The organism is Streptomyces sp. CBMA291 (genome assembly GCF_014596525.1).
Classification (GTDB): Bacteria; Actinomycetota; Actinomycetes; order Streptomycetales; family Streptomycetaceae; genus Streptomyces.
Genome location: NZ_MSJP01000006.1, coordinates 64,487 through 77,636 on the forward strand (window position 1 = coordinate 64,487; position 13,150 = coordinate 77,636).

At 72.9% G+C, this 13,150-nt stretch carries 11 protein-coding genes; 6 read left to right on the forward strand and 5 right to left on the reverse strand.

Annotation, left to right across the window (positions count from 1 at the left end):
• Window positions 1-7: 7 nt before the first annotated feature.
• The 4 genes from BU197_RS01180 to BU197_RS01195 are packed head-to-tail and all read right to left on the reverse strand — an operon-like array spanning window position 8 to window position 5,644.
• Window positions 8-1,285: an MFS transporter gene (locus tag BU197_RS01180; RefSeq protein WP_188266257.1), complete on the reverse strand. Its 1,278-nt coding sequence runs from the start codon at window positions 1,283-1,285 to the stop codon at window positions 8-10.
• Window positions 1,282-3,096 (reverse strand): condensation domain-containing protein, encoded by a 1,815-nt coding sequence (locus BU197_RS01185; protein ID WP_188266258.1) that lies wholly within the window; start codon window positions 3,094-3,096, stop codon window positions 1,282-1,284. Before BU197_RS01185 ends, BU197_RS01180 begins: the two co-directional genes overlap by 4 nt.
• Complete coding sequence (locus tag BU197_RS01190; RefSeq protein WP_317452113.1) at window positions 3,093-4,541, reverse strand: DUF6271 family protein; 1,449 nt, start codon at window positions 4,539-4,541, stop codon at window positions 3,093-3,095. The genes BU197_RS01185 and BU197_RS01190 overlap by 4 nt, the downstream gene beginning before the upstream one ends.
• Window positions 4,523-5,644 (reverse strand): phytanoyl-CoA dioxygenase family protein, encoded by a 1,122-nt coding sequence (locus BU197_RS01195; RefSeq protein WP_188266259.1) that lies wholly within the window; start codon window positions 5,642-5,644, stop codon window positions 4,523-4,525. The genes BU197_RS01190 and BU197_RS01195 overlap by 19 nt, the downstream gene beginning before the upstream one ends.
• 515 nt (window positions 5,645-6,159) lie before the next feature.
• Between BU197_RS01195 and BU197_RS01200 the strand changes: the two genes are divergently transcribed.
• From BU197_RS01200 to BU197_RS30115, 6 genes are all read left to right on the forward strand, one after another.
• Window positions 6,160-7,017: a hypothetical protein gene (locus tag BU197_RS01200; protein WP_188266260.1), complete on the forward strand. Its 858-nt coding sequence runs from the start codon at window positions 6,160-6,162 to the stop codon at window positions 7,015-7,017.
• Between the two features lie 121 nt (window positions 7,018-7,138).
• Window positions 7,139-7,372, forward strand: a complete 234-nt coding sequence (locus tag BU197_RS01205; protein WP_188266261.1) for an acyl carrier protein — start codon at window positions 7,139-7,141, stop codon at window positions 7,370-7,372.
• Window positions 7,373-7,382: 10 nt separating this feature from the next.
• Entirely contained in the window at window positions 7,383-8,120 is a 738-nt protein-coding gene (locus BU197_RS01210; protein WP_188266262.1) for a 4'-phosphopantetheinyl transferase family protein, read from the forward strand.
• A gap of 249 nt (window positions 8,121-8,369) precedes the next feature.
• Entirely contained in the window at window positions 8,370-9,527 is a 1,158-nt protein-coding gene (locus tag BU197_RS01215) for an AI-2E family transporter (RefSeq protein WP_188266263.1), read from the forward strand.
• Between the two features lie 146 nt (window positions 9,528-9,673).
• Complete coding sequence (locus BU197_RS01220) at window positions 9,674-11,326, forward strand: glycosyl hydrolase family 8 (protein WP_188266264.1); 1,653 nt, start codon at window positions 9,674-9,676, stop codon at window positions 11,324-11,326.
• Window positions 11,327-11,730: 404 nt separating this feature from the next.
• Complete coding sequence (locus BU197_RS30115; protein ID WP_317453373.1) at window positions 11,731-12,555, forward strand: 4'-phosphopantetheinyl transferase; 825 nt, start codon at window positions 11,731-11,733, stop codon at window positions 12,553-12,555.
• Between the two features lie 31 nt (window positions 12,556-12,586).
• On the opposite strand, the gene BU197_RS01230 is transcribed toward BU197_RS30115, so the two are convergent.
• The coding region (locus BU197_RS01230; RefSeq protein ID WP_317453374.1) for a carboxyl transferase domain-containing protein at window positions 12,587-13,150 on the reverse strand (564 nt) is incomplete at its 5' end.

Below are 13,150 nucleotides of genomic sequence, written 5' to 3' on the forward strand. Positions count from 1 at the left end.
GGCGGGTTCACGCCGGGCTCGCCACCCCCTCGTCGGTGGCCGCCCGGTCCTTCGGGGCCCGGCCCAGGGCGCGGATGGCCGGGAGGCAGAGCATCGCCGCGATGCACACCAGGCCCATCACCGAGGAGAACAGCAGCACCCGGTCGGCCCCCACCGCGTTCGCCGCCGGGCCCGCGAGGGCGCGGCCCAGCGGGATGACCATGATGGAACCGGCCACGTCGTAGGCGGAGACCCGGCTGAGCACGGCCAGCGGGATGTGGGTCTGGATGCTCGTCGCCCACATCACGCCCCAGAACGCGAAGCCGCACCCGGCCACCACCCCGGTGACCGCCGTGAGCGTGAACGACCAGCCCAGGGCGGGCGCCAGCGGATTGAGGGAGAAGAAGAACATCGCGCAGGCACCCGCGACGAGCGGGCGGCGGGGGCGGACCCGCATGCCGAGCAGACCGCCGACGATCGTGCCCGCGCCGTCGGCGGAGACGATCCAGCCGTAGCCGCTGGCCCCGTGCTGTTCGGTCAGCAGGGCCGCGCCCAGCGGCAGGGACGGGCCGAAGACGAGGAGCCCGTACACCGCCCAGACCGCGATGACCCCCCACAGCCAGGCCCGGGACCGGAACTCCTGCCAGCCGGTGGAGAGCCGCTGCCACAGCGGGTCGTTGCTCTCGTCCGGGGCGCTGCCGAGCTTCCGCAGCGGGAGCAGGCCCAGCGCGCTGAGCGCGTACGCCCCCGCGATGACCACGAACGAACCGGCCACGTCCCATTGGGCCACCAGGAGTCCGGCGAGACCGGGACCGAGCAGGGTGCAGATCGACTCGGAGATGCGCAGCAGCGCGTTGGCCCGCTGGATGTCCTCGGCGACCTGCGGGACCAGGCTCGCGAGCCCCGGCTGGAACATGGCGGTCGCGGCGCCGCTCAGCGCGAGCAGGGCCATGACGTGCCACAGCCGTACGTCGGTGGCGAAGAGCAGCACCGCGAGGGCGAGCATGGCCACCATGCGCACCACGTCGGCGCCGACCATCATCACCTGCGGGGTGAACCGGTCGGCGAGCACGCCGCCGAACAGGACGAGCAGCACGATCGGCGCCATCCACGCGGCCAGCGAGTAGCCGACGCCCGCCGCCCCGTATCCCGCCCCGAGGACGGCGGTGGTCAGCGACACCATCAGCATGCCGTCGGCGAGCAGCGAGGCGCTGCGGGCCGTGAAGAACAGCCGGAAGCGCCGCGACCGCCACGGACTGGGCGGAGCGCTCTGCTCCGGTGGGGCGACTCTCTCATCCATGGTCATGTGACATCCCGGTCCCGGCCGGTTCCTTCCACGAGAATCTGCTGACGGAGCCACGCGTCGGCCCGGTCCGCCTCGGCCGGCGGGTCCTGGACGATCACGTAACGGTGCGGGGCCAGTACGCCCGGACGCCCCGGCAGGGCATCCATCAGCGCGGTGTGCGCCTCGACCGGCGTGAGGGGGGAGAGGCCCGCGGCGACGAAGGCGGTCAGGACCCGGTCCTCGCCGGATCCCGGGTGGGCACCGGCGCCGGAGGGACCGTCTCCGGAGGCGCCGCTCTCGGGCGTCCGCGCGACCACGTGCACCGCTCTGCCCCCCAGGGCCTTGCCCAGGGCCTCCGCGACCAGTGGCGGCGAGACCCAGGAGCCGTCCGCCCGGACCCACTCCGGGCCGCGCACGGCCGGCCGGACCCCGGTCACCTCGGTGAGGGAGGCCAGCGGTACGTCGGCGGTGGCCGCCGCCTCCAGCAGGCGTACGAGCCCGGTGAGCAGGGCCTCGGCCTCCTCGCGGCGGAAGAGCGAGGGGTCGGCCCAGGTCGCGAGGTGGACGACGGGCTCGGTCGCGTACACGAAGGTGAGGATCCGGGTGGGGAGCACCTGGTCGGGCCCCCAGCTCAGCTCAAGCTCCGGCGGCTCGGCGGCCGGGGCGTCGGCCCCGGCGGCGGCCTCGTCGGTGGTGGCGGCGACGGTCGCCGGGAGCGTGCTGACATCGTTGAAGACGACGTCCCGGGCGAACTGGCTGCCCCGCTCGACGGTGGTCCGGCCGATCATGTCCCACAGCGCGAGCGCGTCGAACTGGCTGTGCCGGTAGGCGTTGAGCGCCGCTCCCCACGCCTTGCGCAGCAGTTCGTCGAAGCTCTCCACGCGCAGGTCGAGGGAGAGCAGCGCGTCCTGGGAGAGGGTGTTGACCGAGCGGGCGAGCCGGGGGTGGTAGCGGTTGGAGGTGGGGACGGCCGTGACGCACTCGGGCTGTCCCGCCCGGTGGCCGACCAGCGCGCACCACGCGGTGAGCAGCACGGTGGCGGGCAGGCCGCCGGTCCGTTCGGCGGCGCGGGCCAGGGCGAGCGAGGCCCGCCGCGAGCGCAGGACGAGCCGGGGCGTGCGGATCTCGGTGCCTTCGGCGCCCGGCTCGGCGAACATGGCCTGGGGGCCGGTGCGGATGATCCGCTCCCAATGGCGCAGGGACGCCTGGGACTTGCGGAGTCCGGCGGGCGAGGTCTCCTCGGCGGCGAGGTCGAGCGGGGTGTGCGAAGCCGAGGGCGGTGGTTCGTCGCCCGCGAGGAGCCCCAGCCACTCCTCCTTGAGCACGGAGAGGGCGCCGACGTCCGTCAGGGCGTGGCTCGCCGCGAGGGAGACGAAGCGCGGTGCGCCGTCCAGGGTGACGAGGAGGATCCGCAGGGCGGGGTCCCGGTCGAGCCGGAACCGGGCGTCGCGGGCCTCGCGGGCCAGTTCCTCCGCGTACACGGCGGGTTCGCCGGGCAGTTCCCCGTGGTCGAGGACGGTGACGGTGAACTCGCCCTCGGCGGACACCACTTGTTCGGCGGGTACGCCGCCCGAGGTGTCGGGGAAGGTGGTGCGCAGGGCCTCGTGGCGCACCACGAGCGCGCGGAGGGCGTCGACGGCGTCCTCCGTACGGGTCCCGTCGGGGACCGGCCACACGTCGTGGATGTTGATGTGCGCGGGCTCGTCCCGGAGCATGCAGCGGATCATGTTGGCCTGCCCCATGGTGACGGGGCCGCGGCGCTCCTCGCCGCCCGTGTACGGGACGGTGAGGGTGCGGCTGGTCCTCGGGAGCGAGGGTGCTCGCTCGCTCATGCGGTGCCTTTCACGGGGTGGAGGGGGAGTGCGGCTGCTTCGACACCCGGGTCCGCTTCGGCGCCAGGGGCCGCTTCGGCGTTCGGGTCCGCCTCGGCATCAGGGGCCGCTTCGGCTTCCGCGGCGCTCCGGGCGTCCGCGGCGGCCCGGAGCGGGTGGGCGCGTCCCGCGCGGGTGACGGCCTCCCAGGCGTCGATCAGGAGGGCGAAGTCCGCCATGTCCCGGACGGCTTCGTCGACGAGCCGGTCGCGGCGGGAGAGAAGCAGGTCGGCGGCGGTGGCGTACCGGTCGCCCAGGGTGCGGTACGCGCGGTCGAGGACGTCGAGCCGCCGGAGGCTCTCCGCGGGGTCGGTGCGGACGCCGTCGCGGACGGACCGGGCGACGGCGGTCGCGCGCAGCCGCCCCGTGCCGTCGAGCAGGCCGTCACCGGTCTCCCGCAGCGCCGCGTACACCGCGTTGAGGTGGGGTGCGGCGAGCAGGAACTTGGCGAAGCGCAGTTGGTAGGAGAGGAATCCCTCGTCCGAACGGCGCTCGTTGGTGTGGAAGTTGACGATGTGCCGGTTGTGCAGGACGCCGGGGAGGCGTGCGTCGTGGACCAGGTGGATGAGGAAGTAGTCGCTGCCGATGGTGTCGAGGGCGGGCGGCAGCGGCACCCGGGCGTACACCTCGCGGTCGAAGGCGATGTTGCACATGTCGACGCGCATCGGGCTGACGGTGGTGAGGGTGGTCAGGTCGTCGGTGAACGCGGCGGTCCCCGCGCCCCGGAAGGACTCCGTGATCAGGTTCCGGCGCCAGATCTCCGGATACCCCTCGGGCAGTGAGAGGCCGACGACCTCCTCGTACACGGCGGGGTCGAGCCTGCGGATCTCCTCGACGTCCACGGACATCTCGCCGACGAAGGAGCCGCCGACCATGGCCACGGGCCGCTCCGCGAGCGCGGGATCGAGCCTGCTCCGGGTGACCTGCCCGGTCAGCTCGGCCGCCCGCCGTCCCAGCGCCGTCAGTTCGTGGTGCAGGGGGAAGACCGGTTCCCCGCGGAGGTACTGGTAGCGGCTGTCGGAGTCCCTGCGGTGCACCGAGGAGCAGCCCAGGGCCTCGGCGAGGAGGAAGGCGCGGTTGGTGCAGGCTCCGTAGGAGACGCCGGAGGGGAGCATCAGGTCGAGCATCCGCTCCGGTGCGGCGACGCCCGCCGCGGTGATGGTCTCCCGCAGGAAGTTCCGCTGCCCTTCCTCGTCGAGGTGGTGGACGACCACGCCGGGGACCGGGGGCAGCGCGGCGACCGCCGCCCGGTGCTCGGCGAGCACGGGCGCGTCGGAGGAGTCGAGGATGAGCAGCCGCACCTCGACGCCGAAGTGGCGGACGCCGTAGGCGGCTTCCTCGGCGACGGACCGGATGGTCGCGGAGCAGGCGCGGTTGGTGGGGAGGGTCAGGCAGACGCGGCGCACGACGGCTCCCCGCCCTGCCCTGCCGTGGCCCCGGCCGCGGGTGTGGCCGTGGCGGCGTCCGTCGCCGGTTCGGCGGTGTCGTGCCAGGAGGTCAGCCCGAGCAGGCGGCTGCCGAGACCGTCGAGGGTGGCGGTCGGGTAGCGCTTGGACTCGTGGAGCACGGGGTCGCCGACGAGCGTCCGGTTCCAGCGGGGGGTGCGCAGATGGCGCCAGGACTCGACACGGGAGTTCCGGAGCCGCTCGTGCTCTTCGAGGGCGGGCATCATCGAGAGGTACTGGACCGCGCGCACCTGGTTCTCGGAGATGTTGCGGGCCACGCCGTGGGCGAGCAGACCGTTCCAGATCAGCAGGTCGCCGGGGCGCAGATCGGGCCGGACGACGGGGTACTCGTCGCGGTCGACGTCCGGGCGGAGCGGGTCGCGGTCGGCCGGCTGGGCGATCTTCCACTCCTCGAAGCGGCGGAACAGCTCGGGGTCGCACTGGAAGCCGCCGGACTCCGGGCGGGTGTCGTTGAGCGCGATGATGCCCTGCACCCGCTGCGGCGGGACGCCGAGGGTGGTGTCGATGTCCCAGTGCAGGTCGATGTCGAAGCCCCGGTCGGTGGGCTCGATCAGGGCGCGGTCGCGGTTGCCCCGGTTGGGCGGGTTGAGGTTGAGCCGGTCGAGCGTCACCCACAGCTCCTCGCAGTCCCAGACGTCCACGAAGGCGTCGTAGACCCGCTGGGCCTGGCGGTTGTCCCAGAGCAGCTGGTGGTGGTACGCCTCGACGAAGCCGTAGACGTGCAGCTGCTGGTCGAGTTCCGAGCGGAACGGGCGGTCCTCGTACCAGCTTTCGGGCCGGTCGGGATCGAGACCCTGGAACTCCCAGGTGAAGTCGAGGAGTCGGCGGGCGTCCTCGGCGGGTATCGCCTCGCGGACGATGACGTAGCCGTACGTCTGCCAGTGGGCGAAGTCCTCCTCGGAAAGCACGCGCAGCGGGCGGGACTTCTTCAGCTCCCGCAGGGTGGTCTGCGCGAGATAGGACTCTCCGTCCGCGCTGAAGTAGGGGCGGTCCGAGGCCGCCCGGTGGAGTCGGGGGCGACGGCGGGGAGCGGGTGTCGTCATGGGTCCCTCCAGAGAAAGGGGAGTCGGGGGGAGGCGGTTCGGCCGTCCGGGCGCCGTCGCCCGGACAACACGCGGCGACCCTCGGCGCGAGGCCGGTGGCAGACGGCGTGGACGGAAGGTCGCGAGGTGTCGAAGGCGGCGTAGGAGCGCCCCGACCTGCTCGTTCAGTCAGAATTGGTTTAGACCATAGCCATTGTCAAGTGTTGTTTCCATAAGTTCACTTGCTCGGCGATTCGGCCATTCGGCGACCTGACGAGGTGCGAATTTTGGTCTAGACAACGAAGGAACCGCTCGCCTAGTGTCCCCGGTGCGCGGCCCGGTCCCCCGGGGGAACCACACCGGCCTTCTTCGCCGCGCCCCGCGGTCAATGACGACCATGAGCACGAGCGTTCGCCCTGACCCCGCGAACCCGTGACCGTGCGGACGCGATGCCTCCGAGCCTTCGCGACGCCTTCGTTCCGACCGCAGGCCGACACCCCTGATTCTTCGCACATCCCCAGAGGGAGCGGTTTTCCATGAGCACAGCCAGCACCACGGTCCTGCCGGACGGTGGCCTGAAGAGCCCCGGTCCGGGACTGATCACGCTGGACCCCGTCCACACCGCCCTCCTGCACGGCCTGAACGACCTGCTCACCGGCCTGGCCGCCCGGCTCTCCGCGCCCGAGGTCCTCGGGCCGCCCCTGCTGTCCGTGGCGAGTCTCGCCCGGCTCGACTTCTTCCGGAACTTCCCGCACCTCGGCGTCTCCGCCGGACGGTTCGCGCCCGAGGCGCTCGACGGGCTCGCCACCGGAGAGGCCCCGGGAGAACTGCCGCTCACCCCGACCGGCTATCTGCTGCCCTCCGCCACCTGCTACGGGCTGCTCCTCTCCCTGGAGGGCCGGGACGTCGGCGAGGAAGGGCTCAGGCTCTCCGCCGCCGGACGCTGCTTCCGCAACGAGACCCACTACGACGGACTGCGCCGCCTGTGGGGCTTCCACATGCGCGAAGTCCTCTACCTCGGCACCAAGCAGGGCTCCCTGGACCACCTCGACCAGGGCGCCGCCTTCATCCTGGAGGCCGCGGAACTCCTCGGCCTCGAACTCGAACGGGCCGTGGCCGACGACCCGTTCTACGACAAGGGCGGCTCCCGCGCCCGGCTGATGGCCCTCGACCCGGTCAAGCACGAGTTCTGCGCGCCCGACGGCACCGCCATCGCCTCCGTCAACCGGCACCGCAACTTCTTCGGGGAGCGGCTCGACATCCAGGCCGGTTCGGCGGGTCCCGCCTACAGCGCCTGCGTCGCCTTCGGCGTCGAGCGCTGGGTCCACGCCATGATCCTCGCCCACGGGACCCCCGAGCGGGCCCTCGACCGGCTCCGCGACGTACGCGGCTGAGGCGGACGAGGCACTGCCTCGCCCTTGCCGACCCGGTACGCCCGCACGCCCTCACACCCGTCATGACCCGCCACGAGTCGTCATGACCCGTCGTCACGAACCCGAAGGAGAACGTCTTCCCATGGACCGCATCGCCGAGTGGCTGCACGAGAAGAACCCCGGCCTCGACGGCCCGATCGCCCAGGACGAGGACCTCATCGAGGCCCGGCTCATCGACTCGATGGACTTCCTTGAGTTCATCGACCTCCTGGAGGAACTCTCCGGCACCAGCATCGACCTCCAGGACGTCACCATCGACGACTTCCGGACCCTGGGCCGCGTGCAGGAACGCTTCCTGAGCGGCGTGGCCGGATGAGCCTTTGCCCGTGACGGGTACGTGGCCGGGGCCGGGACCGGTTCAGGAGTCGGCCCCGGCGGGGGACGCGCGTGCGGCCGTCGCCGTGGTCGCGACCACGGCGGAGGTCCTCGGCAGACCGGAGCTGGACGAAGGGCTCCTCGAACCCTGGGAGCTGCGCCGCCTCGCGGCGGCCCGCCTGCCGGAGCGCCGGGACGACGCGGTGGCGGCGCGGCTGCTCGTACGGTTCTGTGTCGCGCGGCTCACCGGACTGCCGCTCGCCGGGGCGGCTCCGGCCCAGCGGTGCCCCGACTGCGGACGGCCCGGCCACGGGCGCCCGTATCTGCCCGGCCGCCCCGGGACGGGCGTCAGTCTGAGCCATGCCGACGGCCTGGTGGCGGCGGCCGTCGGGCCCGGACCGATCGGCATCGACGTCGAACCGGCCGCCCGCAGGCCGGGCTCCCCGCGAGTGCTGCGGCGACTGCTGCCGGAAGCCGACCTGCGAGAGGCCGCCGCGCTGCCGGACCCCGGCCCCGCGCTGCTGCGGCTGTGGATCCGCAGGGAGGCCCTGTTCAAGGCGGGCGCGGACGTCCGGCCGGACGCCGGGAGTGGACCGCTCGGTCCGCCGTCCGGGCTCCGGCTGCTGGAATGGGCCGACGGCCCCCGCGCCGCCGTGGCCGCCGTGGCGAGCACCGTACCGGTGACGCTCCTCCCCGGCCTCGAACCCGCCGACGGCCGACGGGAAGGGACGCGGTCGCGGGGAGCCTGAGCCGGTGACGGCCCCGGACGCCGTCCGCCCGCTGGGGTAGTGCCCTGCTCCGACGCCGACGGAAGAAGGCCGGTGGCGGCCGGTTCGAGGGTGGTTCCGTCGGTGCGGTGCGGTGCGGTGCGGTGCGGGGCAGGGTGGGCGCCGAGCCGGACGGAGTCGGTCCGGCCGCACGGCCGATCGGCGGAGATCCGGTGCCCGGCCCGTGATCCCCGCGCCGGGCGGGCCGCCGCGAGTGGTAGGCCCTTGGCCATGCAGCCAGGCACGGCACCGACGGTGTCCCCCTTCCTCCGAGCCGCCGCCGCCTACGCGTGGCGCCTCATCGTCGTCGGCGTCCTCGTGTACGGCCTGTTCGTGGTGCTCGGGCGTTTCCACGAGATCGCCGTCGCCGTCTTCCTGGGGCTCGTGATCACCGCGCTGCTCCGGCCCGTCACCGATCTCGTGGCCCGCCGGCTGCCGCGCGGCCCGGCGGTCGCCGTCACCCTGCTCGCGGGCGCCGCCCTCGTCCTCGGTGTGCTCACCTTCGTCGGCGAGGCGGTCGCGGACGAGTGGACGACCCTGGTGCGGGAGTTCCGCGACGGGATCGGACGGATCGAGAGCTGGTGGGAACGGGCGCCGTTCCGGCTCGCCCCGGGAACGCTCTCCGACCTCCAGGACAAGATCGGAGCGTACTTTTCGAGCCATCGTTCGGCCCTGGTCAATACCGCCCTGAGCGGGGCGGGCGAGGTGGTGGTCGTACTGACGGGGCTGGCCCTCGCCGTGTTCTCCTCCGTCTTCTTCCTGCATTCGGGTGAACGTCAGTGGGCCTGGTTCCAGGAGCAGCTGGCACCCTCCGTCCGCGGCCGGGTGGCGATCGCCGGGCGCGCCGCCTGGCGTACCTTCACCGGCTACACCCATGGCATCGTCCTGGTGGCGGCGACCAACGCGGTGCTCGTCGGGGTGGCGCTGTGGCTGCTCGGCGTCCCGCTCGCGGTGCCGCTCGCCCTGCTCGAATTCCTCGCCGCCTTCATCCCCCTGGTCGGTTCGCCGGTCGCCCTCGCGGTCGCCGCCGTCGTCGCGCTCGCCGCGAAGGGGCCACTGGTGGCGGGATTCGTGATCGCCCTGATCGTGGTGATCGGCCAGATCGAGGGCCATCTGCTGCACCCGCTCGTCATGAGCTGGGCCGTACGCCTCCATCCGCTGGTCGTCGCCCTGGCGGTGGCGACGGGGGCGATCGCCGCGGGCATCGTGGGCGCCGTGGTGGCCGTACCCCTGGTCTCGGTGGTCTGGTCGGTCCACACGGCGCTCAGGGACGCCCGTCACGCGCCGGGCGGGAAGCCGGGGGAGCGGCCGGACGGGAGGCCGGGGGAGTGGACGGATGAAGAGCCGGGGGAGGGGTCTCCCGGCCCCGTCGATCCGGAGCACTCCTGAAGCGAACCCAAGAGGCCGTCGGGTGGCCGGAGTTCGCTTTCTGCTTGTCTCCCGGGGTCTTGCGCGCCGCTACCGGCCTCTCTAGTCTCCCCGCCAATGGTTAGGAATATTTCCTAACTATTGGCCATGGAGGAAAGGGAGTTGTCATGCGTCGACGAAGCGTCTCGCTTCTCGGGCTCGCGGGCCTGCTGGCGTTGCCCCTGACGGTCCTGCCGGAAGCGCAGGCCGCCGACGGTCTGGTGTCCACCGGAAAGGCGGTGACCGCCTCGTCCGTCGAGACCTCGGCGTTCGGCGCCGGACTCGCGGTGGACGGCGACACGGCCACCCGCTGGGCGAGCCTCGAAGGGGTCGACCCCCAGTGGATCCGCGTCGACCTCGGGGCGAACCACACGATCTCGCGGGTGAAGCTCGACTGGGAGGACGCCTACGGCAAGACGTACCGCATCCAGACCTCGGCCGACGGGACCACCTGGACCGACGTCTACTCCACCAGCACCGGCGACGGCGCCGTGGACGACCTGGCGGTCTCCGGCAGTGGCCGCTACGTCCGGATGTACGGCACCGGGCGCGGCACCCCGTACGGCTACTCCCTCTGGGAGTTCGAGGTCTACGGCGCGCCCGGAGGGACCGGGGGCGGCGGGAACACCGGAACGGCCGTGCCCTTCGGCAGCCACCTCAAGCCCTACGCCACCGGCACCCTGAAGCCCTCCGGGACCCAGGCGACGATCGACCAGAAGGTCGTCGACTACTACAACCGCTGGAAGTCCGCCTTCGTCCGCCAGAACTGCGGCAACGGCTGGTACCAGGTCGTCTCGCCCGACGCCGATCACCCCTACGTCGCCGAGGCGCAGGGGTACGGCATGGTCGTCACCGCCACGATGGCCGGAGCCGACCCCGACGCCAAGAAGATCTTCGACGGTCTCGTCAAGTGGAAGATCGACCACCCGTCCTCCGTCAACCCGAACCTGCTCGCCGCCGAACAGGACGCCTCCTGCAAGAGCGTCAACGGCGGCGACGGCGCCACCGACGGGGACATGGACGTCGCCTACGGTCTGCTCCTCGCCGACAAGCAGTGGGGCAGCACCGGCACGTACGACTACAAGGACCTCGCGCTCAAGCACATCGCCGCGATCAAGAAGGACGAGCTGAACCCGACGACCAAGCTCCTGAAGCTCGGCGACTGGAGCAGCTCCGGCGACCAGTACTACTGGACCACCCGCACCTCGGACTGGATGGTCGACCACTTCCGCGCCTTCCGCGCCGCTTCCGGCGACACCACCTGGGACACCGTGCGCACCGCGCACCAGACCCAGATCACCCGGCTCCAGTCGACCTACGCCGCCGGCACCGGACTCCTGCCCGACTTCGTCGTCGACACCAACACCACGCCCAAGCCCGCGCCCGGCCAGGTCCTGGAGGACCCGAACGACGGCGCCTACTGGTGGAACGCCTGCCGCACCCCGTGGCGTATCGGCGACGACGCCGTGACCAGCGGGGACGCGACCTCCCTCGCCGCCGCCCGCAAGCTGAACGGCTGGATCAAGACGAAGACCGGCGGCGACCCGAACAAGATCGCCGTCGGCTACAAGCTCAACGGCACCCAGATCTCCTCCGGCAGCGAAGCCGCCTTCTTCGCCCCCTTCGCGGTCGCGGCGATGACCGACCCGGGCAGCCAGACCTGGCTGGACGCCCTCTGGAACAAGATGCTGGCCACCCCGGTCGACACCAGCAGCTACTTCTCCGCGAGCATCCAGCTCCAGGTCATGATCACCGTCTCCGGCAACCACTGGGTCCCGTAACCCCGCCCGAACCGGCATCCCTCACCGTGCGACGGACAGGACGGTGAGCGGACCGACCCCCAGGTGCGCCGTGCCACTGGGAGGCGTACCGCCGGGATTCGCACCGCCGGGATTCGTACCACCGGGACGGAACCGGGCACCCGGGTGACCACCGGGCGGCCCACGGCACCGGCGACGCCGCCGGGGAGAACGCGCCACGCGAACTCCCCGGCGGCGTAGTCCAGTCGGGCTGTACGGGCACGGCCCCGGCTCATGCCCCGCCGACCCGTCCCCTGCCTCCTCCGGCCGTTCCCCGCCGCCCCGCACCGGGATACAGTCGCGGACATGTGCAAGCCGCCCCCGCCCGCCGCCCGCCCGTCCGCGCGCCGACCGGGCGCCGCCTCCCACGCACCCGGGACCGGCCGGTGATCGGTCGGCTGCTCCCGGCGACCGTGGCCATCGCCTGGCGCCCGGACGACAGCGAACCGGTGACCCTGTTTCCCGAGGAGTCCGCCTTCGTGGCCGGAGCGGTGGAGGTACGGCGGCGCGAGTTCGCCACCGTACGCCACTGCGCACGGCTGGCCCTGCGCGATCTCGGCCTGCCCGAGGTGCCGTTGGTCCCCGGTCCGCGGGGGGCTCCGCGCTGGCCTTCGGGTGTCACCGGGAGCATGACCCACTGCGCGGGCTACCGGGCCGCCGCCCTCGCCCGGACCGCGGACGTCCTGTCGATCGGCATCGACGCGGAACTGGCGGGCACGCTGCCCGACGGCGTGCTCGAAGCCGTCACGCTTCCCGGCGAGCGCCGCCATCTCGCCGAACTCGCCGACCGGGCACCGCACATCTCCTGGGAACCGCTCCTCTTCAGCGCCAAGGAGAGCGTCTTCAAGACCTGGTACCCGCTCACCGGTCGGGAGCTGGAATTCGAGGAAGCGACGGTGGAGTTCACCCTGGACGAGGCGCCCGGACCGGAAGCGGCGACAGAACCCGAAGGGGCGGCGGAACCCGAAGCGGCGCCCGGCCCCGAAGCGACGCCCGAACCCCGCGACGGGCGGGGAGCCCTGGTTCCGGACGGGCGGGGCGCCCCGCCCGCCGACGGCCCGGACGTCTCGCCTCCTTCCCCCGAAGGCAGCTTCCACGCCCGCCTGTTGGTCCCCGGGCCGGTGGCCGGTGGCGTCCGGTACGGCCACTTCACCGGACGCTGGCTGGCGAACGGCGGTCTGGTCTGCACCGCGATCGTCCTGCCCCGATGACGGGCACGCCCGGCCCCGGCGGCGGACGCCGTCACCCCGAGCGCGTCCCCCGGGGCTCCACGATCCCCCGGACGACCCCCAGGTCCACGAGGTCCCGAGGCCGTAGCCGCAGCCGGTCCGCCACCGGGCCCGCGTCCTGCGGCGGGCGCTTCAGGATGGACGCCGCGAGTTCGGGGGCGATCACCGAGAAGTAACTGTCGGGCGTCGCCCACAGGTTTCCCGGAGCGGCGAGCGCCAGGGCGCCGCCCGAGCCGCCCTCGCCGACGAGGAGCGACGTCACGGGAGTCCGCGCGGAGACCACCGCCGCGAACAGATCGGCGATCGCCGGACCCGCCCCCGCGCGCTCGGCCGCCGCGTCGTTCGCCGCGCCCGGAGTGTCGATCAGCGTGAGCACCGGGAGGCCGAGCCGCCCGGCGAGCCGCACCAGCCGGGCGGCCGTACGGAAACCGGCCGGCCGGGTCGCCGTGCCGCACTGGGCCGCGTAGGCCACCGTCCGCCCGTCGGGAAGCCGCCCGAACCCGCAGCGCATCCCCGGGTCGACGCCACCGCAGCGGTCGCCCGAGATCTCCTCCCGGGCGGTGAAGTACGAGTCGAG

Bases quoted from the DNA above. Each gene is read 5' to 3' on its own strand.
- BU197_RS01180 (WP_188266257.1), bottom strand. From the start codon at position 1,285: ATGACCATGGATGAGAGAGTCGCCCCACCGGAGCAGAGCGCTCCGCCC.
- BU197_RS01185 (WP_188266258.1), bottom strand. From the start codon at position 3,096: ATGAGCGAGCGAGCACCCTCGCTCCCGAGGACCAGCCGCACCCTCACC.
- BU197_RS01205 (WP_188266261.1), top strand. From the start codon at position 7,139: ATGGACCGCATCGCCGAGTGGCTGCACGAGAAGAACCCCGGCCTCGAC.
- BU197_RS01195 (WP_188266259.1), bottom strand. From the start codon at position 5,644: ATGACGACACCCGCTCCCCGCCGTCGCCCCCGACTCCACCGGGCGGCC.
- BU197_RS01200 (WP_188266260.1), top strand. From the start codon at position 6,160: ATGAGCACAGCCAGCACCACGGTCCTGCCGGACGGTGGCCTGAAGAGC.
- BU197_RS01220 (WP_188266264.1), top strand. From the start codon at position 9,674: ATGCGTCGACGAAGCGTCTCGCTTCTCGGGCTCGCGGGCCTGCTGGCG.
- BU197_RS01215 (WP_188266263.1), top strand. From the start codon at position 8,370: ATGCAGCCAGGCACGGCACCGACGGTGTCCCCCTTCCTCCGAGCCGCC.